This window comes from Vibrio sp. 2433-A1 (assembly GCF_056726085.1).
This window is the reverse complement of the sequence record NZ_JBRESC010000013.1, coordinates 1-23,525: the sequence shown is the minus strand read 5'-3', so window position 1 is coordinate 23,525 and position 23,525 is coordinate 1. Positions and strand designations below refer to the sequence as shown.

Sequence of the window (23,525 nt, the reverse complement as noted above, 5' to 3'; positions counted from 1 at the left end):
TATCGCCCCTTTTTTTACGTCTAAATTGTAAGCACTCAGAAGCCAAATTCCAGAAATTCTTTGCTAAAACCGTGTAACTGTATGCGCTTTTGATTATCATGTTTTTCTAATCCCTCTGTTGTGTCACGGAAAGATCGATTAATGACTAATACGACAATTCTTCTTCTTTGCGGTGGTGGTTCATCTGAACATGAAGTATCACTCGTTTCTGCAAACTTCCTTCAATCTCAGCTAGAACAGACGTCTGACTTTAACGTTGTACGTGTAGAGATGAAAACAGATGGGTGGTACACCGACAGTGGTGACCTTGCGTACCTTGATACCAACTCTGGCACATTGAATACTAACTCTCAGCAGATCAAGTTAGACTTTGTTGTTCCTTGTATTCATGGTTTCCCGGGTGAGACTGGCGATATTCAATCAATGCTTGAGCTATCGGGTATTCCTTATTTAGGTTGTGGTCCTGAAGCGAGTACCAACAGCTTCAACAAGATCACGTCTAAGTTATGGTATGACGCGTTAGGCATTCCGAATACACCGTATATTTTCCTTTCAGAGAACAGCGAACAAGCTTATGAGCTAAGTGAACAAGCGTTTAAAAAGTGGGGAAGTATTTTTGTCAAAGCCGCTCGCCAAGGTTCTTCAGTAGGTTGTTACAAGGTAACGGAGTTGACGCAATTACAAGCAGCTTTAGATAATGCGTTTGGTTATTCGGACCAAGTACTTGTTGAGCAAGCGGTGAAACCGCGTGAGCTAGAAGTAGCGGCTTATGAGATTGATGGCGAGCTGCATATCACAGCGCCAGGTGAAGTGATTGCACCGCAAGATGCGTTCTATTCTTATGAAGAGAAGTACAGCACAACAAGTCACTCAACAACTAAAGTGGTTGCTACTGACTTGAACGAAGATCAGCTAGAGGTGATCCGTACCAGCTCAGAAAAAGTGTTTACGCAAATGCGTCTACGTCACTTATCTCGTATCGATTTCTTCTTAACGCCTAACGGTGAAATCTACTTGAATGAGGTTAATACGTTCCCAGGAATGACACCGATTTCAATGTTCCCTAAAATGCTTGAGAACAATGGACATAGTTTTGCGGCGTTTCTAGCGAACTGTGTAAAAACATCGATCTAAGTCCATGGCTTGATTGATTTGAAGACTACCTTTTCTTCATCTGCCTGTGCCTTATTGCCGAGATAGTGATAAGGCATAGCAGCGCTTCGCCAACGACCAAATTGCTGTATCTCCTTTACTTTCTTCCCCTGTTTAGCAAGGTTCTGAACTGCGCCAACTCGTAGTGATTGACCAGAAAACTGAACGTCTAAGCCAAGTTGGCTACTTGCATTACGCAATATACGAAAGATTGAAGAGTCATCGAGTGAACTATTACTCGTAACACCGTGCTTATCGATAGCTGTGAAAAGCGGACCGCTAGAAGACACTTTGGATTGAATCCACTTGTCCAGAAAAAGACTAGCAGATTCAGATAATGAATAGGTTGAAGAGCCAACGCAAAGTTGTTTGGTGCATGAGTCACCGATAATATCTTGATGGGATAATACTTTAAGTTCGCCACGTTTCAACATGCACTCGAACATTATGTAGTAGATCGCGAGATCTCGTTTGTCTTTTAATTTAGCTGAAGGCTCAAGACGTTGAGTAATCATCTTTAAGTGTTTTAGCGTAAAAGGCTTTGCGGATGTCGCGTCGTGTTTTTTGTCTAACCTTAGGCGCGCCATAAGGGTTTGAATGGCTTGGGTAGCGGTAGGGTCAGCAACCCCAAGTATTCTATGAACTAGACCAATGGTTACCCCGTAACGCTTTATTGTCGAATATTTTCTTTTCTGAACTTCGCGTTCCAAAAACAAACGAACAGCGGTCGAAGAGGCTGGAATAGGGCGTACATGCTTACTCTGACAAAACTCACTAAACAGATTCCAATCTTTTCTCATAGCTAACAGTGAGTTATGGGAGTAAGAATGATCTGTTAGAGAGTTGATATCTTCCAATTCAACAGGATTTAAAAATGTAGAAATAAATTGATTTCTTTCGTCTTTGCATGTGATGACACGAACGATTTTCTTCATTTATACGCACTATAACCAATAAACTTACAATAAATATACTTGATAATGAGCAATTTACAATTATTATTAAACTAATCTACTTCAACGATAATAACGATTATGGCTGCTGCTACTTACAGAGGCTTTGTCCTCAAAACTGCTGGAAATTCAACGGAAGTTTGGCAAGTTCAAATTAAGAGCCATGTGCTGTCAGGCAGCATGGCTGCTGTGAAAAAGAGTATCGATTGGTTTTGCGATACGGCTACGATCATCGACCCTAAAGAGTTTAGCTCGTTGGCTGAGAAGAAAACCGCGACTGGAAGCCCTGTACAGGAAAACTTTAATGGTTATACGCTAAAAAATGACACCGGTGATGTAAATAGTTGGTACTGTTTCTTCAATGGTCGTCTTATTAAGGGCGGAAAACTTGCCATACAGAAGCATATAGAGGCATACTTGTTGGCTAAGCAAAAAGCCGAACAGCAACAGAAGAAATAGCAATTATGACTCTTGTATATAGTACTGATGTAGGTCGAATTAAACCTGAACAAGAAAAGCCTCAGCGTGAAAAAGGCGATGGAATCGTCCGTATCACACGACAAACAAAAGGACGTAAAGGTAAAGGCGTCTCTATCGTAACTGGATTAGATTTGGATGACGCACCTTTAAAGCTGTTAGCAGCAGAGCTAAAAAAAGTATGTAGCTGTGGCGGTTCTGTAAAAGATGGCACAATTGAAATTCAAGGCGATACACGTGACAAGATCAAAGCACACCTTGAAAAGAAAGGACACACAGTAAAACTAGCCGGTGGTTAAACCTAAAAACAGGTTTGCTAATCTCTGATTATCAAACTAGTTATTAGGTATTTTATGTAAAATGCGTTTATGTTGAATTAGACAACATATATAACGTGTAGCAGGCCTGTTTCAATAGAGCACTTCGTTGTGCTCTTTTAATTTTGCCTTTTATTTAACATAATATACATAATACGCACTTAGACATTTTGTTGTGGTGACTTTCTATCGGCTCAACTCTTCCAAATCACACTTTATGTGAGTTGACCTTATACGTGAAAAAGCCCACGTTTATGTGGGCTTGGACTCTGTTACTTCAACGTTCTTAATATGTGGCTAACATATTCGGCTTGATGTTTAGCATCAGCTAATGCACTGTGTTTGATGCCTTTAAATGGAATGTCTTTCTTAGGGTTAATTCCCCTAAAACTTCTTCCCAAGTCAACCACCGTTCTTACGTCTCGCTCATTCCAGAATCGCCACGGCACATACTGTTCACCCATGCAGTATTTGTAGGCATTACGCAAGATAACACAATCAAACGATGAGCCATTTCCCCAAACTTTCACAACATCATAATCCATATGCTCAGCAACAAACGCCCTAAAACGATGTAACGCCTCATCCAGAGACATTCTATCGGCTGAGTTTAATTTCTCTCTCGCTGCTCGCTCTTGTTGTAACCACCAGAGAACCGTTGAACCATCGATTTCACCGTATTGGCTTGCATCTTCTAGATCAATAACACACTCAAAAGCTGCTCCAATTTCACCACTGATTGGCTCAAAAAAACACGCCCCAATAGAAACAATTGCAGCGTCTGAACCTTTTCCCATTGTTTCTAAATCTAGCATCAAGTTGTTCATTTTATTCATTTCCTTTGTTGTTTGTTTCAATGGCAACGTGCATGGTCACACTGCGGATACGTCGCTTTTTTTGGCAAAATGGACAATAGACTTTCACCTGATTGTGCTCTGGTATGACGGAGCTTTCTAAAAACTCACCACAAGTCCAACACTTCAGATAAAAGACCCTCATATATTCACCATCTCCACTAAGGCCGAAACCTCAGGCTTACGTGGGTGTTTTGAATAAGACTGCTGTAGCTCTCCAAGCCATTGGTAAGCTTCCTCAAGCAAGACAACATGTGAATCAAGGTGCTTCTGTAGTTCATCGTCCATCAACAAATGCTCTGACATGCGCTTTCTCGACAACTTAAGCGTGATTCGCATGTGTTGAAGGCGTTCAAAGCTATAATTGATGCGTTTAACATCGGTCATTGTAGGTTGCTTTTGAGCGGGTTCATGGTCTAAATCGACTAAACTTAACGCATTGCAGTGCCTACATATGACTCCAAAACGTCTAGCGGTTGTATTTTCAGTGGTTCTGTGATTATTATGTTCAAACATTGAATGTATCCTTTTCGATGTGCAATTCAGGGCTAGCTGAGTACCAGTCAGTTAGCCCACTTCATTTTTAAGCAACGAGTTTATTACTCACATGCTCAAACTCTTTCAAATCACATTCCAATAGCCCTGAAAGCATTTCAAGCATACGCTTATTGTCGCTTTGCTTAGCTGCCTTGCTGAATGACGTTTCAAGCATGTTTGGATGCAATGCTGACAACTCTTTGAGCTTGGCATAAGCTAGAATAGCAACCAGCTTACGACCTCGTTCATCGGCTGCACCACCAAGAAAGCCACCTTTATCCTTAAACTGACCTTTCTTATCAGCTTCAAAGTGTTTGATTAATGCTGCTGAAAGTTGCTGTGACTCTTCTGGAAGTGTTGGCGTTGTTTCCTGCGCTACTGGGCGTTTAACCAGTGAAATGACATCCATCATGTCATGTGCAAGTTCAACTAAGGCGTTACTCGATTCGCTATCGTCTACTTTTTCAAGGTTGCCAATAGATTGTTCGATGTTCTCTTTCGCATGGCCTGTTAATACGTCATCATCGTCTGGATGGTCAAAGTCATAGCCATACTCTTCATACAAGCCAACCAGTGTTTTCTTATCACGTAGTGTTAATGTGCCCTTCTCTTTCTCGAAATGGCTAAGCGTATTGCGGTTGCCGTCAAGCAACTGTTTGCCAACCATAGCGAGTGATAGACCAAGTGAAATGCGAGCTGCCTGGAACTCTGCCCCTGTTACTTTATTTGCATTCATTGTATTGATTTCCATAGATAGATTTTAAGTGTTGCATGCATTGCACAGACCTTGCAGTGCAAGGGTTTGGCAGTTTTTTCATGCAGTTGATTTCAAGCGCATGCAAGCAATAAAGCACCTGCATGCAGCCCAAAAGGTTTAGCCGTTTAAGCCAACAACCCAAGTCTGACTAAAGTTGTTTGGTTTAGGTTCGACATTCACGTCGATATTGGCGAAAGGCTTAAGTTGCTGAAACTGAGAAATGCACAAAGGGTCGATATCAAGCTGACGCTCTTGATAGCCGTTACCCGTTGCGGTCATGTGAGGAGTGCTAATCTCTTCGATTGGCATTGCAAGGTGAATCTTACTCATTTCGTAAGGGTTACCCTGACCTTTATTCGATACACCACTGCGTTGGCTAATGCCCATAAATACAACTTTCATGTTTACCTCTACTTGTTAGTCAAAATGCTCTCGTATCCCCGTTCTGGTTCGGGGTTCAATTGAGCTGTGATTGGATTCGGTTTAAAACGTTGTTGTTTGTGTCGGGTTAAGGTCATCTCGCCATCTGGCCAAATGACTAAAGAGAGTGATTCGCGAGGTGTTAGTGGAACCTCTGTACCATTTAGGAACTGGTCTAAATCAAACGATTCATCCAGTTGTAAGTGCTCTTTTAAACGTGCTGCTGGGTCTTCTGATAGACCGATTTCATGGGATAAGCGATGCGTTACACCAAATGCAACGGCAAGTGATGAAGTATCCTGAATGTGAGCTAATGGTGATACTGGCTCGATATAATCAGCGGGACGTTGATTGTCGAAGTCAAAACGTAAGATTTGGCTTAATGGCATGCGTTTTCCCTCTGTGAGCTGCTGAATGTCAGCACGAGATAAACCAACGCCTTGCAACTCTTTTACATTGCGGTAGAACGTCGCTTTGGTCATTGACTCTTTGACTTCTGACCAACCACGGTCACACAGGCGCGTGTAAAAGCCATAGATGCGGTCAGCTTTGGCATAAGAGACATTTCCCTTAGGCGTCACTGAGTGGTAAGCCATGCGTAGTAACTGCTTGATTTTGTGGTCGTTGTAAATCTCTAGCTCTTCACCTTCCACGGCGTTTAATAGATCTTTAAACAACGCTTTGAACATGTATTCACAAAACGAATAGCCATTGATTTGTTCAAAACGTTCAGCGTGACGAAGTACCTTCCAGATATTGCAACTCCCCACTTCACGCTCAATAAATCGCTTCTTTGCACGCCCCTCAAAACGTAAACGGCATGCAGCAAACTGGCGTAATTCTGGGTTGTTTAATTGAGCTAACACATGGTCATAACGAGAAGTGCCCTCTTTACGGGCCTTGCGCTCTAGCTCAGAGGCTTGCTTCTCTACTTCATCCGCTTTTGAGTAAATAAGTAGTGTTTTAGCTCGACCTGCATCTGGGTTCTTTTCGGATGCTTTATTGAAGTAAAGTGACGTTTCGTAGTCAGCGTTGCGAGCTGGGCGAATGGAGCGGTTAGAGATATTACCAAGTGCTTTAAGTGTTTGACGTAGCGTGTCTTTATCACGTAGCTGTATCGAGTATGTGCAGTCCAATTGACGAATTTCACCCAAACCAACATCAAGCAGTGCAAACAGTTCAGGCTGAGATTTAGCAAGAGCTTCAAGCATGAATTCAATGCCTAAACGTAAGTTATCTGAACCGTATACGTTATGACCTTGCATTACTTTTGCTGGCGATGCTTTCAACTCAAAGAAAGGCCAGTAAACATTGGCGCGAGGCTCTGAATCAAAAGCTTTACAAGCGATATCAGTAAATGATGACGGAATGGTTTGGTAAGGACAGTAGAGATCGTGAATCCCGTTTTCAGCGTTGGCATTGATAGCAAATTCAATGTCCCCTGCTGCGATTTTTAGACCTGTTTTTTTAGCCAGTTCTTCAAAATTCAAGAACCCGCAATCACCCATAACGGTAACCACGTCTTTCTTAAATGGTATTTTGAAGTTGATTTTGTCAAACACTGCTAAAAGCCCGTCAAGTGTCACATGTGAATTTGTTGGTGTCACCTATGGTTCCAAATTAAGATCTCAAAGTCAACCATAAATGAGACTTTATAAGTGTCTCAAATGACACTCTGAGAGTTCAATATGAAAAAGTGGGTTTATACTCAAAGCAGTTCTAAGTAGTTCGAAGGGTCACGAATGGTCATGAGTGGTAATGAAAAAGAAATGTTAGTGTCAGATACGTTCGAAAAAGAAATCGCAGAAAGATTAAAAAATGCGATATTAAGCAACGGTGGATATGAAGCCATTAGCGAAAACACAGGAATTAGTCTTAGCACCCTAAAAAGAACGGCTGCTGGAAAAACTGAACCTAAGTTCTCTACGGTTGCCTTGATTGCTAAATCTACTGGGAAAAATTTAAGTTTCATCGCCTATGGAACAGGTCCTGAGGATGCAACCGTAACAATCGATGGTGAAAATCGATTAAATTCGTTAATCACTGAATTAACTAAGAAAACTGAATTACAAGCCGCTCAAATCGAAACTTTATCTGCGAGACTGGATAAGGTAGAACATAACTAGAAGTATCGTATTGAGACTAAAAGCCGCTATTAGAGCATGCGGCTTTTTGAGTTCACCACTCAAGAAAAAGGATCAAAAAATGGACGTATTCGCTAACGCTCAACTCAACATTACAGCAATACAAGTTATTGTTATGACTGCTGCTGGTTTCCTTGCCTGTGTAGCTTGCAAAAATGGTAATTTTAAACTTTTAGGCGTGATGCTTGGTGTGTTGGGTTTTACTTATATGACCGTATAAGCTGACAGTTCGTAATGGCTTAGCAGGAAGGAGGCTTCTAGAATGCGTTTAGAGCGTCGATAGACTGACCGCGCCCCGTTGAGTAGATACGTCTACTTTAAGTTTCTCAGGGGCTTGGTGCTGCGTTCTCGCTTCGCAATCACTTATCCCTGCGGGGCGAGTCCCCAAACGCTGAAAGGAGATCGATAAACGATCTCCTTTCTTGTGTTGGAACTCTAGTAAAAGTGCGCATTATGGAAATTATGTGTACGGGCTTCACTGGCAAAGCGATTCGCCCTCGCCACCTTCACACGCTGTCGCCCTGCTTCGTCCCTCAGCATGCTAGGCGTGGAATCATTACCTCGTTCGCCCACCCTTTGCGAATCGTTCAGGCCAGAGGCAAACCCTCAACATAATTCCAAACTACATAATACGCACTTAGGCTGTAAGAGCAAATTCGTAATGTCCGCGGTTTTAGCCACTTTAAAATGTCCTCCTAAGATTAACAGTATTGTTTGCTTTTGAGGCTTTAACCGATGCTGATTACGATGAGTGAAAAAGATATTTATCGATTTAAGGTTCTGTCTGACGTCTGTGAAAAGCGATTTGGTCAAGTTGATGCTGCAATTATTCTAAATGTGTCTTTCGTTATACTCGGGCGCTTACTCAATCGACTCTCCACTTTAGGAACTCAAAGGTGCGCTTTTGAAAACGCAGTCACCTTACTTCAGCACTTGTTTAACTGGCGCTAATTGCCAATCATTATAGGTATATGACCTTGCGCTCGCCATGTAACGCAAATTCAGGTTTCTACTCTTTAATAGGATCTCTACGAATAGATCGTTTTCACTGCGGCTAATTGGCTTAAAGGCCAAGACTGAATCATGACAAGTACGGGTAAATTCAAGTGGTGTTCCGTTCGCTAGAATGCTGACGTTTGCTTTATCAGTGAAATATTCATTTTGACCACACTCCACACCCGCTAAAGACAACTTCAGTTGCTTACCGCTTAAGACACTCAATGTTGGTAGCGCGATAGATTCAGCCAATACAGCTTGAGTTTGAGCTGATACCGAAATTGGCGCAGCGAAAACTAAGGCTGCAAGTACCAGTATTTTGCACTTATTAGTAACCATGTCTATTCCTAACCCTAGATTATGAAAACGAATAATCAATAGGTTAGCACATCAATCCCACCATGTTCAGGTGACACTTCTTAGTTTTGGATATTTTCCAATTAGCTCGTCGCTAAATGATTCTGCTAGTGAGTACTTTTGTTACGCCATAACCACGCAGAGCATTACACTAGATGACAGTAAGTGCTCACACCGAAAACTTTCAGGAGTGTAATTTAATTACAAAGTAAATTTCCATATTGCCACTAAAAGTATTTTGTTCTACTGTAAGTCATTGATAATTATTTATTTTGTTGTGATTACCGGTTTGCTTGATCTAGCTTACAGCTTTATTACAAATGGATGTTTTGTTGGTTGCGAGAGGTGTTAGACAGGTTGTGGTTGCAGTGCTATAGCTAATAGCGATATTTTGTAGTGTTATAGTGCGCTTTAAAATTTGGGTAAAAAAAAGAGCAGTGCCCTGCTCTTTTTTAATGTTGTGTGGTCAGTTATTGTTTTGCAGCTTCTGCCCTAATCTGCTCAGCAACAACTTTGATTGCTTGGGCTGTGCTCATGCCCTCTGCCATGAGCTGTTGGATTCGCTCTACAGCTTTCTGTTGTTCTTCGTGCGAGAGTGGCGGTAAATCGTCAAACATAAAAAAGGCTCCTAACATTTAGGTGCCGACTATATTACGAATTGTACGATTAGGCTAGTGCCACCTGCCCCGTTGCTTAGTAACTGGTTAAGAAGTTTACGTAAGCACCCATAGAGTTTTCATTGGTGTAGCTCGCACCTATATCTAACTGGAACAGGTTTAACGGTGATAGACCAATACCTGCTGTTACGGTATCGTCTAGATCATCATAAGCTAGGTTACGTTTCCAACCCGCGCGTAGTTTCAGCTGACGCATAATGTCGATTTCACCACCGACACGCAACATTTGAGTGTTGTCATTGAAATTAGTGTATCTCTCTTCTTCATTCAGATCGTAATCGACACTAATCGTTGCGTAATCTGCAACTAGGCCAACACCAACTGTGTAAAGTGGACGCATCTGGTATGCATAAGATACAGGATCAAATGTGCGGCTTTGTGAACTATCGATGCTTGATGTAACAGTTGAACCCGCAAGTTCTATGGTTTGGATATCACGTGAGATAAGGTTTGTTGCAGAAAAGCCAACGCGTAAAGGCCCATAGAACCATAAGAAACCAGCGTCCATATTGAACATGGTTTCGCCAGTGCCATTGTCACGGACGTCTTTAATGTCATAGTTGTTTAGGTTCGCAGAGTAAACGTAGGTATAGATACGTTGGATCTTAGGTGTAATACCAAATGAGATATGTTGGCCAAGGAAAGTTTGATACTTAGCAAGTGAAATACCAACTTCCGTTACCCCAACGCCTACCGCGTTAACTGCGCTTAACTCGGCATTAATAGCCGGGTTTAAAGCCGTATCAATACCACTGTTCGCCCCATTATAAATATCGGTTTGTGCGAATGATTCTGCGTATGCTTTACCAAAAACGTTCGCTGCTATATAGCGATTTGGAATTGCAAAAGCGACAACGCCACCAAACTCAAGTTTAGCGATATCACCGTTGAGTGCATCTAGAGTACTTTCGAGTTCAGAGATATTTGAATAATCCCCACCAATCGCTTGGTCAATTAGGCCCGCTGCATTATCGAGATCATCAACCATCATATGCTAATCGCTATATGACAAACCGAAGCTTGGTGTGATCATACCAACATCGTCATTACGACGGTAAATAGCAGTCAGTGCTGGGTTGTAAAAAGGAGCAGTTAGAAAATTTGCTGAGACAACGCCAACACCACCCATCGCATCGCCACGGGCTTCGATTGCATAGTTTGCTGCTGACGCTGATGAAGCTGCAAACATAATAGACAACGATAAGAGCTTTAATTTATTTTCCATATCGGTATAAAATTTTTCTATTCCATGGGTTTATATCGGCATATTGTGAATTAACTTGAGCTATTCATCCACCGAAACATCATACGTTTTACTAATTGTTTGGGATTGCTCTACGATAATTGGCCCTTGCCAGCGTTGGTGTTTCATTGATACGGTCAGAACGTATCGCCCTGGCTTAATTGGAACATTATCTAGTGCGGTCGGATAGTCGGAATCGTAGCTCTCTCCCCACACTTGGCTATAATTGCCATCCACATAGTCATACACTGCAGTTTCTAACTTGGGTAATGGGCAGTGTCGATTCAGTAATGCGTTCTTTTCTACTTTCCATTGTGCTTTTGAGTCCCAACGTACCGACACTTTTGCTTTTGGCTCACCAAGTAATAGCCATGAGCTCCAAGATGTTTCGTCTACAGCGGTGATATCAAGGCGGTATAGTCCCATCTTAACGCGGCTATTTAAGTTATAGCGTTTCACATAACGAGTGAATTTGTCGTTTTTATCGTTCGGTTCTTTGGTAACCGTCGTATCCGTCGATAACACCTTGGATACCCAACGAGTGAGAGAAATCTCTTTTAGTTCTTTGTTCGTGCCAACTTCAACGATTGCACGATAAGAGTCTCTACCAGGGCTCTGAATCTCTGTACGGCGAATCAAGACGCTACTGAGCCAGTCAGGGAGTGATTTATTGTCTAGCCCCTTCCCACAGTCTACTTCAAGAGATTGAAGAAAAAGGTCGTTTAGGTGTGGGACAATGCTTTCGTTCTTTTCAAGCTGCCAAACTTCGACTAACGAGGTGAACATGCCGGGCAAGTCGCCATCAAGCAGATGCTTGTGCGCTTGTGTTAAAGGTGAGTTACTTTCAAACCAAGGTATTTGTACGGCTGAAAGAGGTGCACTTAATACCAGTGCACCGATTAATGTTACTGTTCTAACCATTAAGCTTTCATTTTGTAGCCAACGCCACGAAGCGTTTCAATCTCAAGGCCTGGTAACTTCTGACGCAGCTGAAGTACGTGTGTATCCACAGTGCGCGTTGTTGGGAAGTGGTTATAGCCCCAAACGTGATCCAGTAGCTCGTCACGCGTGAATACTCGTCCCAGATTGCTTGCTAGGAATAGCAGCAGATCGAATTCAGTACGAGTTAGCGTAATCGCTTCGTCTTTGTACTGAACTTCACGAGTTGCTTTATCAATAACTAAGTGTTCAGTAATTACTTTGCTGTCATCAACAGCTTCACCTTCAGGTGCACGCAGCTGTGCACGAATACGTGCAAATAGTTCTGCTTCAGCGAATGGTTTAGTCAGGTAATCATTCGCGCCAGCGTCTAATCCCATAACTTTGTCTTTAACGGTAACCAAAGCCGTTAATAGAATGACAGGCACCTCTTTGATGTTCTTCCATTCAGGTAAGTGTGTTACTGAATCGCCATCAGGTAACTGACGGTCGAGAATCACTAAGTCTGCTTTGTCCCAGTACTGAGCAACATCAGCGATGGTTTCTGAGTGGAAGCATTCGTATCCCGCTTGCTCCAAACTTACTAGAAGTCCATCAGCTAAGTTTTTGTCGTCTTCAACAAGAAGCAGTGTCTGTTTCACAGGGTATCTCCAAAATAAACGTTGTCGGTGGACCAACTAAAGACATTTTACCGCCCATTCGCCCTACCATTGATTCAACGATGGTTAAGCCTAAGCCAAGGCCGCTTTTACTTACAAAAGGTTTTCTGAGCTGACGCCAATCTTTTGAAGACAACTCACCTTGGTCAATCACTTTAACCGTAATCTTTTGCTTACAAGTGGTAACCTCAAGCACCACTGGCGCAACGCCGTACTTAACAGCATTGCGTATTAAATTGTCTATACACGTACCCAACCAATATACATTAAGTTTGGCAGCGATATCTTCATTGATAACGAATTCGATATTACTATTGAACTCTTCTTCAATCTTAAACTCAAGCCACTCTTTTACTGACGGAACCCAATCAGTTGCCAATGGCTTATTATCTGATTGCAAATAGTCTTTACTTGCTTCAGCTAACTGCCTTAAACGCCTAGAGTCTTCACATAAGCGACGAAACTCATCATAAACCGTTTCCGGTAGTTGCTCAAACTCACGCCTGAATCCCTCTACCGTTAGTGACAAGCTCGCAATTGGCGTTCGAAGCTCATGCGTAAGGATCTGCAAGATGAGCATGCGACTTTTCATCTCTTGTCGCTTGGTGTTCCAGCGATACACCGACCAACCAAGCACCAATAAGATGTTAGCGATAACAAGAGCGACCATGCTCTTGCGTAGTAGATCAGAATGATCTTTGGCATCCCAACACAGGTTGCCTCGACGTACAAAACAGCTGCTCGACTCTTTACGGAGAGTAAACGACAGCCCTGCGGTTTCGACGTTTCGTCGCCAAATATACTCAGGGAAAATTAAATAGTTATCGCTCTGCCTAAGCCAAAGTTCATCGCGCTCAATAAACATACTAGAGCCAGAAATAAGCGCCATGATGGCGTCTTCATCCATGCGCTGTAAACGACCCAGCAAGGTAGAGTCTGGTGCTAGTGAACGCTCTTTAATGTGCATGTATTGTTGAAGATCATCTTTTCTCTCTGGATAAACATCAACATAACGACTCGCATAAGTTCCCCCTCCTGGATGTATTAATGCACTTCGAGAGAACCATTTGTTAGTCAGCCTATTACCCTTGCACATTGCACGTGTATATACCAGCGGTTCAGTAATAAGCGGACTTAGGGGTAATCGACCGGTACAGTTCTTAGCGAGTTGATAGAGCCTCTGGATATCTTTCAATGGATACGCAGAAGTCTGAGGTAACATGGACTCAGGTGTCAGTAGGCGCGTCGGGTAATCTGTTTGTAGACTGCGAATATCATACGATGCAGTCGCTTTATCTTGATCAAAAAGATCGACGAATTGGTCAATACGCTCGGGCAATGACTCTGAATATGCGTTACCACTTAGCAGTAGCAATGAAATTGACAGTGTTTTAATCGTCGTTTTAAGCAATGTAAAATTCAATAAATCAGTGAGTTAGATTTAGAGTAAAACATTATCGCAAAAAGATAAAACTGAAATGTGATATCAATGTCAGAAATAATATTGATAGAAGAAAAGAAGCCAGCTGTTAGCGCTGGCTTCTTAGTTAGAAAGGTTGTGTTATAGCGCTTTTGAAATCGCGTCTACGCTCTCTTTCGCATCGCCGAATAACATTTGGGTGTTCTCTTTAAAGAACAGTGGGTTTTGAACGCCGGCGTAGCCAGTATTCATTGAACGCTTAAATACGATAACGTTTTTCGCATTCCAAACTTCAAGTACAGGCATACCTGCAATTGGGCTGTTTGGATCTTCTAGTGCAGCAGGGTTTACTGTGTCGTTTGCACCGATAACAAGAACTGTATCTGTTTCGCCGAAGTCATCATTGATTTCGTCCATTTCAAGTACGATATCGTAAGGTACTTTTGCTTCAGCAAGTAGTACGTTCATGTGACCAGGAAGACGTCCCGCAACGGGATGAATACCAAAGCGAACTTCAATGCCCTGTGCGCGTAGCTTTTCAGTAATCTCATGTACTGGGTACTGCGCTTGAGCTACTGCCATGCCATATCCAGGAGTGATGATTACAGATTTTGAACCTTTAAGCATATCTGCCACGTCTTCCGCGAAAGTTTCGCGATGTTCGCCCTGCTCTACGTCATCAGAAATAATCACCTCTTGGCCGAAGCCGCCTGCGATTACACTAACAAACGATCGGTTCATTGCTTTACACATGATGTAAGACAGAATCGCACCGGAAGAACCAACTAGTGCACCTGTAACAATCAATAGGTCGTTTGCCAACATGAAACCTGCTGCCGCTGCTGCCCAACCAGAGTATGAGTTAAGCATTGAAACAACGACTGGCATATCTGCACCGCCGATTGACGCCACTAGGTGGTAGCCAAACGCAAAGGCGATAAGTGTCATAACGATAAGAGCAAACATGCTACCGTCAGCTTTGACGAAGTAGATCATAAGTAGCGTTGAAACTACGATCGCCGCAAGGTTGAGTTTGTGTTTGTGAGGAAGGTTTAGTGGTGATGATGAGATCACGCCACGCAACTTACCAAATGCGACAATAGAGCCTGTAAATGTTACAGCGCCAATGAATACACCTAGGAAGACTTCAACTAAGTGAATGACGTGTGCCGCATGCGCTTCTTGAGGGTTCAAAGAGGCAATCACTGGCGCGTCAAGGTAGCTGTTGTAACCAACCAGTACCGCTGCCATACCAACAAAGCTGTGTAGAATTGCCACAAGCTCTGGCATTTCTGTCATTTCAACTTTCTTAGCGTAGTGGATACCGATACCACCACCGATGACCATAGCGATAATGATCCATACAAGACCTTCTGACTCTGGGCCAAAGATCGTTGCGATCAGTGCGATAGACATACCCGCAATACCGTAGTAGTTACCCGATCTTGCGGACTCTTGCTTAGACAACCCTGCCAAGCTCAAAATAAAGAATAAAGCAGCAACAATATAAGCTGCTTGTACTAATCCTGCAGACATTCCCTGTTACTCCTTAGTCTTTACGGAACATTTCAAGCATACGCTTGGTGACGGTGAAACCACCGAAAATGTTAATACTTGCTATAAGTACAGCGATGAAAGATAAGAACGAGACTACCCCATTCCCTTGTCCTATTTGCAGTAGTGCACCTACTACGATGATGCCTGAGATTGCGTTCGTTACCGACATTAGTGGTGTATGCAGCGCATGGGTGACGTTCCAAACAACGTAATAGCCAACGACACATGCAAGAACGAATACCGTGAAGTGCGATAAAAACGCAGCGGGTGCAACAGACGCTACCCAACCGAAAGCACCTAGGCCGATGGCAAGAGCTGCAATCTTCTTAATTGGAGAAACTGGTTCTTCAACTTTTGGTTCAGGTTTAACAGTTTGCGCTGCAGGTTTCTGTTCAGGCTGTGCTGATACTTGGATTGGCGGCGCTGGCCAAGTCACCTCACCTTCTTTCACTACTGTTACGCCGCGTAGAACGACATCTTCAAAGTCGATGTTTATGTTGCCATCTTTTTCTTTGGTTAGAAGTTTAAGAAGGTTAACAATGTTTGTTGCGTAAAGTTGAGAAGATTGAGTCGGTAAGCGACCAACCATGTCGGTGTAACCAACGATCTTAACACCATTCGCTGTCGTGATTACTTGGTCAGCGACCGTGTACTCACAGTTCCCACCATTTGCGGCAGCAAGGTCAACAATGACGCTGCCCGCTTTCATGCTATCTACCATTTCTTTGGTAATTAGCTTAGGTGCAGGTCGGCCCGGAATAAGCGCTGTAGTAATGATGATATCAACTTCTTCTGCTTGCCTTGCGTAAAGCTCAGCTGCTTTTTTGTTAAATTCATCTGACATTTCTTTCGCGTAGCCATCACCAGAGCCAGAATCTTCTTTGAAATCGACTTCTAAGAATTCTGCGCCCATTGATTGAACTTGCTCTTTTACTTCCGGACGAACGTCGAATGCTCGAACAATTGCACCTAAACTTCCCGCAGCACCGATAGCTGCTAGACCAGCAACACCTGCACCGGCAACAAGCACTTTCGCTGGTGGCACTTTACCTGCTGCGGTAATTTGGCCGGTAAAGAATCGACCAAACTCATGTGCCGCTTCTACGACTGCACGGTAACCAGCAATGTTTGCCATCGACGATAGCGCATCTAGAGCCTGAGCACGCGAAATACGCGGTACAGCATCCATCGCCATGACGTTAATGTTCTTGCTAGAAAGTTGCTCCATTAACTCTGGGTTTTGGGCTGGCCAGATGAAGCTAATAAGACTTGCACCTTCTTTAATCAGAGCAATTTCATTACTCTCTTCAGAATACAAGGGTGCATTCACTTTTAAGATAAGATCTGACTGCCAGACTTCTTGAGTCGTAACAATCTTTGCCCCTGACGCTTCGAATGCTGAATTGTCGAAACTCGCTAGTTCCCCTGCTCCTGTTTCGACTACAACGTCGAAACCTAGTTTTAATAACTGCTCTACCGATTTTGGCGACGCAGCCACTCGCGTCTCTCCGGCGAGTATTTCTTTTGGCACACCAATTTGCATTAGCTATTCCTTGACTATTCGCAACAATGATTGTTTTGTTTTTATCCAACGGTTAGAGATACTTCAAGCATTTTGTAAGAAAAACACAAAATATCATTACATATAACCATTGGTAATGAGTCTGCATGCTGTTTAATTAGTTTTTCAACAACGAATTACATAAGTTGTAAGAGGTCTAACCAGAAGCAATAATTCATCATAAAAACAAAGAATTACGTTCATTACATAAACAAAAGAACCATCAGCATAACGACTAATGGCTCTTGAATTTATGATGTTTATCAAATTGGTACGGATCTATTGAAAAATATCGTCACCCATTTGATCAACGAACATTTGCGCTTTTTTTAGCATAAACTCATTTGCATCGCTTTCACTGGGAAGTACGTCTGAACGAATAAAGCGATGTATTTTTGTTTCATCACCAAATTGTTTTGTAATGCGCCCCGCGATTCGATACTGCCCACCTTCTGATAGAGCTTCTTGATAGATTAGATAGCCTTTGTATTCCACCGGCTCGACTTCAACTTTTGGTTGCTCTTTCGAACCTCCGAATAAGCGTGAAAACAGTCCCACTAACGACTCCTAAAATTTACTTGTGTTGCTTCAAGATTGGCTTTTCAAACCATTCTAGCTCAATATCATCATCAAATCTTTGTTTACTAAAGATAACGGGAACTTCGTCTTTACGATGTTTGCGACGGTCATCGACTATCATGCTGATAGCGGCTTCTACTGCCACTTGAGAATAAGTTTTCAACGTAACTAAGCGTTCTTCAGGTAAAGCGGATAGAAAATCAATATCATGCCTTATATATACTGGACGAAGTTGGCTGAGTGCTAAACAAGCGAGATCGGCAAGTTGCTCATGATCGAAGTGATCGACAAATTCCGGCTTAGCGAGTACTTGTCCTACGAGAGTTTCCATATAGTTATGCACATCTACACTAATTTGCATATGGCTTAGCTCCTTCTAAGATAATGCGCTGATTATACAGTATGGCTAAATTGTTCAATTGATACTATAGTTTGCACACTCTATCATCAACTTTTGTCCGCAATTTATCCATGCCCGCACTTTTCATAGATAAGTTTAGTAAAAAGCTTGGAAATTCATCAAATAAAAGTATTCTTAACAAGCATTCAATCAAAAATTCATTCGTTTTAGGCTAGGTTTCATGTCGTTTTCTATCGTCACAACTAATTGGTTCCGTGTTGCGTTGCCTCTTCTACTGTTGACGTTTATTGCTTTTGGCATGAACAACGTGATTTTATTGACTCAGTCTAATTTAGGGATCGTTTCAAAGCTCCCTTTCGTTTTGTTTGCAATTACCATCGTGTTGGCCAATGCCTTTAAGCAGAGTCGGATTGCTATGGTCGCTTGTACGTTAGCACTTTCGTATTGGGTCATTCAAAATAGATTACAATCGCCGCTCTCATATGGTACGACGATATTAGAGTTGTCACTCCTTGCCGCGCTTCTGCCAATTGCTCTGTTGTTTGTCTTTACTTATCGTGATTCGACACTGTTTTCACGCTCATTCGGCATATATTTAGTCACACTGTCACTACTTGTGTTTTGGTGTTACCTTATTCTCAGTTACTTTTATGATGGTGGCTTTGATAACATCGATGAAACCTTCCTATTTGTTTTACCACAAGTTTCTAAGCTACCTTTTATCTTAGTGGTTTACTCACTCGCTATGGTTTTGCTATTTGCTATCTGTGTGTTGAGCAAAAATCGAAACGTCGATGTGGTTATTTATTCAGCTACCCTGCTTGCATCAACAACGTTTGTCTTTTTCCACATTCCTCACATATCCAGCACTATGTTCTCATTAGCTGGTGTTTTACTGCTGGTTTATTTGCTTTCCGCCAGTTATGAGCTCGCTTTTACCGACTCGTTGACCGAGATCCCTGGTCGTCTCGCATTAGAGTCAGATCTAAAACATTTAGGACGCCGCTATACGATTGCGATGCTCGATATTGACCATTTCAAGTCGTTTAATGATACATATGGTCACGACACGGGAGATGAAGTTCTTAAGCTTGTCGCATCTAAGATGTCACATATAGGTGGGCGTGCAAAAATTTACCGTTACGGCGGTGAAGAATTTACCGTGCTCTTTAAAGGAAAGTATGCTGATGAAGCTCAGGACCACTTAGAACTGCTCCGTGCATCAATCGAAAGTTATGACATGGTGTTACGAAACCAAGATGCTCGTCCTAAAGATGACAAACAAGGGTCCAAAAAACGCGGGGCTAAAAAAGCCAGTGATACGGTGAACGTCACTATTAGTATTGGTGTTGCCGATAGTAGTGAGACATCAAAGGTTTCTGAAGTAATGAAAACCGCCGATGAAGCATTGTATCAAGCGAAAAAAAGAGGTCGAAATCAAGTTTGTATGAGTTAATCTACTTGGTTGAAATAAAGTACTATACTGCCACCTTTTAAATTACTCCCATAATTAACATTCAGCCCTAAACCGATATTGTCAATCCAACCAGATTCAAATGGTGGAGTCATTAGTAATCCGACTGAAGCTTCATAGTAGTGAGACGTCCCTAGCCGTGCGTTTGTGTCACCTCCGGCATCTATTCGTCTTAAACTGCCGTACAGAGACTGTTTAGAATGACCTAACTTGCTGATATCATAGTACGCTGAGATACCATTGCCCAAGTACCAACCTTCAGGGTTACCTATGTCAGAGTAGTTAGCGTCCCCCCATCCTTTTCCATAAAAGTAATGGTATGAGGACTTAGCATTCCAACTTCCCCAACTTGTTTTTTTGTTATATTTGAGTTCAGCGTGTGGCTCAAGAGAAGCCGCCCAAGCCGTTGTGTTGAAAAATACGCCATCGAATATTGGTTTTACATAGCTATTCGAATACTCACTTATATATTTATGGTTGTTTCTAAAATGTTGTAAATGTACGCCGATACCAGGAGTTAGTGTCCAGTTATCGGATAGCTGGTAACCGAAGCGATAGGCGGTGAATACACCAAGTATAACTTCGCTCTGTTCGTCTGGCGTGTCGGATGGCTGGATTTCGATATTCTGACGTGTTCCATAAACGGACAAACGTGTAAAGATTTGTTGTTTAATCGTAACATCATCATCACTGATATCGATTGTAAAAGGAAGTGTAGAGACAGCTATTTGTTGACGTAACTCTACAGACTCATTAGAGCCTAAATCATCATTGTGAAGATTTACCCAATCATTTGGGTTGAAGTCATGAACCCCAACAGTGAATACGTCACTGTCAGTCATAATGATAGCAGCTGAAAAAGCTTGCTCTAAGTAATCTTGGAAATAGGGGGAGCCTTGGGCAAAACTAATCGGTGAAAAGCACACTAATGACAAACCTAGATAACGGCAAGATTTAAACGTTACCATCTAATCAATAACCCAAATTCATACACAATTAGAGTAAGTTACTTCAAAAACGCCATCAAAACAATCGCTGATCACTATTGGTGAACGCTAATATATTGGTTGCGACCTGCCAGCTTCGCTTGGTAGAGCTGCTTATCGACGAGCTCATAGATTTGTTCAATGCTCTCTTTGCCATTAGGGACAAGGGTAAACACACCCTGTGACACTGTTACAAATTCAGCCACTTCACTGTATTCATGCGGGATTTTCGCTTCAAGTAACGCAGTCTGTATACGAGAAGCATCTTTAATGGCTTTTGCCTGATCGGTATAACCGAGAATAATAACAAACTCTTCACCACCGTATCGACCGACGACTTCGCCACTGCGTACGAATAAATTGGTTAAGAGCTCTGCCAATACAATTAAGCACTTGTCCCCTTCGATGTGGCCATAATTGTCGTTAAACAGCTTAAATTTATCGACGTCGAGTAATATCACGCTGAGTGGTAACTCATGTCGCCCGTGAAGCAAAATCATCTCTTGGAGTTTTTGATCGACAAAGCGGCGGTTTTTAACCTTGGTCAAACCGTCCTCTTGTGCGAGTTGTTCAAGTTCTTGATTGGCTTTCGCAAGTTGTGCTGACTTTTGCTTAAGCTCTCTACGCATAAAAGCAATTCTCTGCATCGCAATCAGTTTGGAGTTAAGCACAATCTTATTGACGGGTTTAATTAAGTAATCGTCGCCCCCTGCTTCGATCGCATTGGCAATCATTGAAGGCTCGTCGTGACTGCTTAAGAAGATAATCGGCACCCACTCAGGGTATTGTTTACGGATTTGAGCTGAAACTTCAAAACCATTCATATCTGGCATAGAGATATCGAGTAGTATTAACTCCGGTTCGAAATCCTGATAGAGCTCTAGCGCACGTCGTCCAGAATCGGCCATTTCAACAGTATGCCCTAACTGCTTTAATCGAATTGCCAATTGAATACGTTCCATTTGAACATCATCAACCAAGAGTATCTTCATAGAAGAACCGCGTACATCCACTCTAATTGCTCCGAGATTTGATAAAAAGAGTTACCCATAAGAAGGCATTTGATTAAAACTAATAAGAAATCACACGCTTAGACTAAAAATACTACACAATTACATAATCCTCCATCCAAGGTTGACATTTGGCGCCAAAATTTTACGATAACGGCGTCATATACACATATAAGAGAAGATAAACATGTCTGACGTTAATCAATCAGAACAACCGAAAGTAGATTTGGCAGAAGTTTCTGCAGAACTGCGTCAAGTTATTGAATTTGACGGAGTACCAGAAGCAATGCACTACATGGTGACGTCAATCCATGATGTTTCCGAAGAAGCGGTTCGTGAAGCGTGGAACGAGCTACCTAATAGCGCTCAAAACGTTCTAGACAACTTCGAACAATTTCACGCACTTATCTCAGTAAGCCAAGCATTTGCTGGCTTAAATGTGATGGAAGAGTTCCCTACACTTAATCTTCCGCAAGACATGACTGAAGAGCAAAAAGAAGAATACCGAGCTCAGCTGCTTGACCAAGTTTTACATAACTGTGTTAAAGATATGGTTAAACAAATTAAAAAAGCACGACGCGATCCAATTCTTAAGCGTGATTTTACAGACGTATTTGCTAAGTAAGATGATACAAATAAAGAAAACGCCGCTACATGCGTAATGCCAGTCAGTTAAGCTGACTGGCATTTTTTCTATTTGTTGCGTACTTCTTGGGTTTCAACTTCACCCATCGAGGATAACTTCTATCTTCTCTTCGAGGCGGTAAGATAAACATGGATACATGCTCTAGTAATACCTCATAGTGTTTAGGGAGCTTTCCTGGGCTTGTTAAAGGCAACGCTGCAAAGTATTGCGTCACAGCCATAGCGCTACTCGTAAAGCTCAGTTGATTTGGCCAGACGCTATCTAACCTACTTGCCGCTTTTGTCATAACCTGCCTGATAAGGTTATAGGCGAGTAAAATACCCCAGAGCTCCTGCTTAACCATATCTGGACGCTTGCTTCGCAATGTATACTCACTGTCAAGTAAGGTCTGCTTCATTTCCCGATAGCCTAATTCGATTTCCCAGCGATAACGATAGAGCTCTACGATTTCTTCGCCAGGAAAACGTAACCCATCACGCATTGATGTAAGCACCTGATACTCCTTACCTTTAATGATTTTTGAGACTAACCTTGCTTCAACTACATCAGGAAGTTCACTAAACTTCTTTCTTGCCTGAGGTGTTGTTTTAATCGCAACGATTGCATCACTCTTGCTGTACCTATGAACGACTTCATACTGGAAGTCTTTTCTCACAGGGAGCATCCAATGCCTCTCTTGGCCGACTTTGTTCCATCGGTTAAGCAGTCCCAGAGAGTAATATCCTTTGTCAAAAATAGTCAGAGAATGGTCTGGCGTTTGTTCTATGAGTTCTTCTGCAAGCCGCATTTCGTTGGTTCGATAGTCAGAGAATGCACTATCGATGAGCTGATGACTTGTAAGCTCCATCAAGCAAACCATGCGTATCTTAGGGTAAATATTTTCAGATGACTGATTACGCTGTGCTTTAAACTCTTGATGATTTTCAGGTGTATCTGCCGTTCTCCAAACGACACCATCGACAGATAGAAGATTGAGTCCACACCAAGTTTCAAACTTAGAAGATTGATAACTCTGAGCCGCCATCGTCTTAAAGACTTGTTTAACACCTTCTTCGCCTAATCTCTGCCTCGCTTGGACAACAGCACTTGGCGCAACAAAGCGCTGTTTGTCTGGTAGGACAATATCAAGTTGGTTAGCGATATCCCAAACAGATTGTTGCCGAAAAAGACTCATTCCTACAACGGACCAAAGTACTGCTTCCAAGGGTAAGCGTCTTCTTCTCACTGTTGCTACACCAGCTTTTTCAAAACCTTGCTGGATAAGCTCTGGACTAAGGATCTCAGAGTATTTGTCAAAGTGATGGAAGGTATTGCATGAGCGAAAAGTATTCGCAAGTTGGCTTTCTAAAGACATGAAAAATCCGATATTAGTTTCCTAATATCGGATTTTGAAGCCTTTTGAGGATCGGTCAAATGATCTCAAAAATTTTTCTTAACTGATCGGCATTA

The 23,525-nt window shown here is 42.3% G+C and carries 25 protein-coding genes and 1 pseudogene; 7 read left to right on the top strand and 19 right to left on the bottom strand.

The window, feature by feature from the left end; genetic code table 11:
• Positions 1-141 precede the first annotated feature (141 nt).
• Positions 142-1,134, top strand: a complete 993-nt coding sequence (locus ACU01J_RS14035; protein WP_481086260.1) for a D-alanine--D-alanine ligase — start codon at positions 142-144, stop codon at positions 1,132-1,134.
• Here the strand turns inward: ACU01J_RS14035 and ACU01J_RS14030 are convergent.
• Positions 1,131-2,087: a tyrosine-type recombinase/integrase gene (locus ACU01J_RS14030; protein WP_481086259.1), complete on the bottom strand. Its 957-nt coding sequence runs from the start codon at positions 2,085-2,087 to the stop codon at positions 1,131-1,133. The two genes, ACU01J_RS14035 and ACU01J_RS14030, sit on opposite strands and share 4 nt — an antisense overlap.
• 99 nt (positions 2,088-2,186) lie before the next feature.
• Here ACU01J_RS14030 and ACU01J_RS14025 point away from each other — a divergent pair, with 99 nt between their 5' ends.
• On the top strand, positions 2,187-2,564 hold the full coding sequence (locus tag ACU01J_RS14025) for a DUF3319 domain-containing protein (RefSeq protein WP_481086258.1): 378 nt from the start codon (positions 2,187-2,189) through the stop codon (positions 2,562-2,564).
• Positions 2,565-2,569: 5 nt separating this feature from the next.
• The gene (gene yciH / locus ACU01J_RS14020; protein WP_481086257.1) at positions 2,570-2,881 is read left to right on the top strand and encodes a stress response translation initiation inhibitor YciH; all 312 of its coding nucleotides are present in this window, start codon (positions 2,570-2,572) and stop codon (positions 2,879-2,881) included.
• A 290-nt stretch (positions 2,882-3,171) separates the two neighbouring features.
• Here yciH and ACU01J_RS14015 read toward each other — a convergent pair whose 3' ends face one another.
• The 5 genes from ACU01J_RS14015 to ACU01J_RS13995 all read right to left on the bottom strand — a co-directional run bounded on the left by ACU01J_RS14015 (position 3,172) and on the right by ACU01J_RS13995 (position 7,029).
• The gene (locus tag ACU01J_RS14015) at positions 3,172-3,726 is read right to left on the bottom strand and encodes a 3'-5' exonuclease (RefSeq protein WP_481086256.1); all 555 of its coding nucleotides are present in this window, start codon (positions 3,724-3,726) and stop codon (positions 3,172-3,174) included.
• A gap of 168 nt (positions 3,727-3,894) precedes the next feature.
• The gene (locus ACU01J_RS14010) at positions 3,895-4,140 is read right to left on the bottom strand and encodes a hypothetical protein (protein ID WP_481086255.1); all 246 of its coding nucleotides are present in this window, start codon (positions 4,138-4,140) and stop codon (positions 3,895-3,897) included.
• A gap of 196 nt (positions 4,141-4,336) precedes the next feature.
• Positions 4,337-5,026 (bottom strand): hypothetical protein, encoded by a 690-nt coding sequence (locus ACU01J_RS14005; RefSeq protein ID WP_481086254.1) that lies wholly within the window; start codon positions 5,024-5,026, stop codon positions 4,337-4,339.
• Positions 5,027-5,164: 138 nt separating this feature from the next.
• Positions 5,165-5,434, bottom strand: coding sequence for a hypothetical protein (locus tag ACU01J_RS14000; protein WP_481086376.1), 270 nt, complete (start codon positions 5,432-5,434; stop codon positions 5,165-5,167).
• A gap of 23 nt (positions 5,435-5,457) precedes the next feature.
• Complete coding sequence (locus ACU01J_RS13995; RefSeq protein WP_481086375.1) at positions 5,458-7,029, bottom strand: phage/plasmid replication protein, II/X family; 1,572 nt, start codon at positions 7,027-7,029, stop codon at positions 5,458-5,460.
• A gap of 186 nt (positions 7,030-7,215) precedes the next feature.
• Between ACU01J_RS13995 and ACU01J_RS13990 the strand changes: the two genes are divergently transcribed.
• Together ACU01J_RS13990 and ACU01J_RS13985 are read left to right on the top strand one after the other, a co-directional pair.
• A complete protein-coding gene (locus ACU01J_RS13990; RefSeq protein ID WP_481086253.1) occupies positions 7,216-7,593 on the top strand; it encodes a hypothetical protein in 378 nt (125 codons plus the stop codon).
• A 79-nt stretch (positions 7,594-7,672) separates the two neighbouring features.
• The gene (locus ACU01J_RS13985; protein WP_481086252.1) at positions 7,673-7,831 is read left to right on the top strand and encodes a hypothetical protein; all 159 of its coding nucleotides are present in this window, start codon (positions 7,673-7,675) and stop codon (positions 7,829-7,831) included.
• Positions 7,832-8,532: 701 nt separating this feature from the next.
• Here the strand turns inward: ACU01J_RS13985 and ACU01J_RS13980 are convergent.
• The 10 genes and pseudogenes from ACU01J_RS13980 to ACU01J_RS13935 all read right to left on the bottom strand — a co-directional run bounded on the left by ACU01J_RS13980 (position 8,533) and on the right by ACU01J_RS13935 (position 17,960).
• Positions 8,533-8,946 (bottom strand): hypothetical protein, encoded by a 414-nt coding sequence (locus ACU01J_RS13980; protein ID WP_481086251.1) that lies wholly within the window; start codon positions 8,944-8,946, stop codon positions 8,533-8,535.
• A gap of 488 nt (positions 8,947-9,434) precedes the next feature.
• The gene (locus tag ACU01J_RS13975; RefSeq protein ID WP_134834698.1) at positions 9,435-9,581 is read right to left on the bottom strand and encodes a YoaH family protein; all 147 of its coding nucleotides are present in this window, start codon (positions 9,579-9,581) and stop codon (positions 9,435-9,437) included.
• A 76-nt stretch (positions 9,582-9,657) separates the two neighbouring features.
• A pseudogene (locus tag ACU01J_RS13970) lies at positions 9,658-10,866 on the bottom strand (conjugal transfer protein TraF).
• Positions 10,867-10,926: 60 nt separating this feature from the next.
• A complete protein-coding gene (locus ACU01J_RS13965) occupies positions 10,927-11,805 on the bottom strand; it encodes a DUF2861 family protein (RefSeq protein WP_481086250.1) in 879 nt (292 codons plus the stop codon).
• Positions 11,805-12,464 (bottom strand): response regulator transcription factor VxrB, encoded by a 660-nt coding sequence (gene vxrB / locus ACU01J_RS13960; protein ID WP_481086249.1) that lies wholly within the window; start codon positions 12,462-12,464, stop codon positions 11,805-11,807. The genes ACU01J_RS13965 and vxrB overlap by 1 nt, the downstream gene beginning before the upstream one ends.
• A complete protein-coding gene (gene vxrA, locus ACU01J_RS13955; protein WP_481086248.1) occupies positions 12,439-13,893 on the bottom strand; it encodes a sensor histidine kinase VxrA in 1,455 nt (484 codons plus the stop codon). Before vxrA ends, vxrB begins: the two co-directional genes overlap by 26 nt.
• A gap of 150 nt (positions 13,894-14,043) precedes the next feature.
• On the bottom strand, positions 14,044-15,438 hold the full coding sequence (gene pntB / locus ACU01J_RS13950) for a Re/Si-specific NAD(P)(+) transhydrogenase subunit beta (RefSeq protein ID WP_481086247.1): 1,395 nt from the start codon (positions 15,436-15,438) through the stop codon (positions 14,044-14,046).
• A 13-nt stretch (positions 15,439-15,451) separates the two neighbouring features.
• On the bottom strand, positions 15,452-17,002 hold the full coding sequence (pntA, locus tag ACU01J_RS13945; protein ID WP_481086246.1) for a Re/Si-specific NAD(P)(+) transhydrogenase subunit alpha: 1,551 nt from the start codon (positions 17,000-17,002) through the stop codon (positions 15,452-15,454).
• A 297-nt stretch (positions 17,003-17,299) separates the two neighbouring features.
• Positions 17,300-17,578 carry an HlyU family transcriptional regulator gene (locus ACU01J_RS13940; protein ID WP_481086245.1) on the bottom strand — a complete coding sequence of 93 codons (279 nt, stop codon included), beginning with the start codon at positions 17,576-17,578 and terminating at the stop codon, positions 17,300-17,302.
• Positions 17,579-17,594: 16 nt separating this feature from the next.
• Positions 17,595-17,960, bottom strand: coding sequence for a late competence development ComFB family protein (locus ACU01J_RS13935; protein ID WP_481086244.1), 366 nt, complete (start codon positions 17,958-17,960; stop codon positions 17,595-17,597).
• 220 nt (positions 17,961-18,180) lie between these two features.
• On the opposite strand from ACU01J_RS13935, the gene ACU01J_RS13930 reads away from it, so the two are divergent.
• On the top strand, positions 18,181-19,416 hold the full coding sequence (locus ACU01J_RS13930) for a GGDEF domain-containing protein (protein ID WP_481086243.1): 1,236 nt from the start codon (positions 18,181-18,183) through the stop codon (positions 19,414-19,416).
• Here ACU01J_RS13930 and ACU01J_RS13925 read toward each other — a convergent pair.
• Entirely contained in the window at positions 19,413-20,402 is a 990-nt protein-coding gene (locus ACU01J_RS13925) for a Solitary outer membrane autotransporter beta-barrel domain (RefSeq protein ID WP_481086242.1), read from the bottom strand. The genes ACU01J_RS13930 and ACU01J_RS13925 overlap by 4 nt on opposite strands.
• Positions 20,403-20,476: 74 nt before the next feature.
• Complete coding sequence (locus ACU01J_RS13920) at positions 20,477-21,412, bottom strand: GGDEF domain-containing response regulator (protein WP_481086241.1); 936 nt, start codon at positions 21,410-21,412, stop codon at positions 20,477-20,479.
• Positions 21,413-21,617: 205 nt separating this feature from the next.
• Here ACU01J_RS13920 and ACU01J_RS13915 point away from each other — a divergent pair, with 205 nt between their 5' ends.
• Complete coding sequence (locus ACU01J_RS13915; RefSeq protein WP_134834709.1) at positions 21,618-22,055, top strand: DUF3069 domain-containing protein; 438 nt, start codon at positions 21,618-21,620, stop codon at positions 22,053-22,055.
• 43 nt (positions 22,056-22,098) lie between these two features.
• On the opposite strand, the gene ACU01J_RS13910 is transcribed toward ACU01J_RS13915, so the two are convergent.
• Positions 22,099-23,430: an IS4 family transposase gene (locus ACU01J_RS13910; protein ID WP_481084253.1), complete on the bottom strand. Its 1,332-nt coding sequence runs from the start codon at positions 23,428-23,430 to the stop codon at positions 22,099-22,101.
• Positions 23,431-23,525 lie beyond the last annotated feature (95 nt).

Bases quoted from the DNA above. Each gene is read 5' to 3' on its own strand.
- ACU01J_RS14000 (WP_481086376.1), bottom strand. From the start codon at position 5,434: ATGGGCATTAGCCAACGCAGTGGTGTATCGAATAAAGGTCAGGGTAAC.
- ACU01J_RS14010 (WP_481086255.1), bottom strand. From the start codon at position 4,140: ATGACCGATGTTAAACGCATCAATTATAGCTTTGAACGCCTTCAACAC.
- ACU01J_RS14035 (WP_481086260.1), top strand. From the start codon at position 142: ATGACTAATACGACAATTCTTCTTCTTTGCGGTGGTGGTTCATCTGAA.
- pntB (WP_481086247.1), bottom strand. From the start codon at position 15,438: ATGTCTGCAGGATTAGTACAAGCAGCTTATATTGTTGCTGCTTTATTC.
- ACU01J_RS13990 (WP_481086253.1), top strand. From the start codon at position 7,216: ATGAGTGGTAATGAAAAAGAAATGTTAGTGTCAGATACGTTCGAAAAA.
- ACU01J_RS14030 (WP_481086259.1), bottom strand. From the start codon at position 2,087: ATGAAGAAAATCGTTCGTGTCATCACATGCAAAGACGAAAGAAATCAA.
- ACU01J_RS13975 (WP_134834698.1), bottom strand. From the start codon at position 9,581: ATGTTTGACGATTTACCGCCACTCTCGCACGAAGAACAACAGAAAGCT.
- ACU01J_RS13925 (WP_481086242.1), bottom strand. From the start codon at position 20,402: ATGGTAACGTTTAAATCTTGCCGTTATCTAGGTTTGTCATTAGTGTGC.
- ACU01J_RS14005 (WP_481086254.1), bottom strand. From the start codon at position 5,026: ATGAATGCAAATAAAGTAACAGGGGCAGAGTTCCAGGCAGCTCGCATT.
- pntA (WP_481086246.1), bottom strand. From the start codon at position 17,002: ATGCAAATTGGTGTGCCAAAAGAAATACTCGCCGGAGAGACGCGAGTG.
- ACU01J_RS14015 (WP_481086256.1), bottom strand. From the start codon at position 3,726: ATGAACAACTTGATGCTAGATTTAGAAACAATGGGAAAAGGTTCAGAC.
- ACU01J_RS13920 (WP_481086241.1), bottom strand. From the start codon at position 21,412: ATGAAGATACTCTTGGTTGATGATGTTCAAATGGAACGTATTCAATTG.
- ACU01J_RS14025 (WP_481086258.1), top strand. From the start codon at position 2,187: ATGGCTGCTGCTACTTACAGAGGCTTTGTCCTCAAAACTGCTGGAAAT.
- ACU01J_RS13930 (WP_481086243.1), top strand. From the start codon at position 18,181: ATGTCGTTTTCTATCGTCACAACTAATTGGTTCCGTGTTGCGTTGCCT.
- ACU01J_RS13935 (WP_481086244.1), bottom strand. From the start codon at position 17,960: ATGCAAATTAGTGTAGATGTGCATAACTATATGGAAACTCTCGTAGGA.
- ACU01J_RS13980 (WP_481086251.1), bottom strand. From the start codon at position 8,946: ATGGTTACTAATAAGTGCAAAATACTGGTACTTGCAGCCTTAGTTTTC.
- yciH (WP_481086257.1), top strand. From the start codon at position 2,570: ATGACTCTTGTATATAGTACTGATGTAGGTCGAATTAAACCTGAACAA.
- ACU01J_RS13965 (WP_481086250.1), bottom strand. From the start codon at position 11,805: ATGGTTAGAACAGTAACATTAATCGGTGCACTGGTATTAAGTGCACCT.
- ACU01J_RS13985 (WP_481086252.1), top strand. From the start codon at position 7,673: ATGGACGTATTCGCTAACGCTCAACTCAACATTACAGCAATACAAGTT.
- ACU01J_RS13915 (WP_134834709.1), top strand. From the start codon at position 21,618: ATGTCTGACGTTAATCAATCAGAACAACCGAAAGTAGATTTGGCAGAA.
- ACU01J_RS13910 (WP_481084253.1), bottom strand. From the start codon at position 23,430: ATGTCTTTAGAAAGCCAACTTGCGAATACTTTTCGCTCATGCAATACC.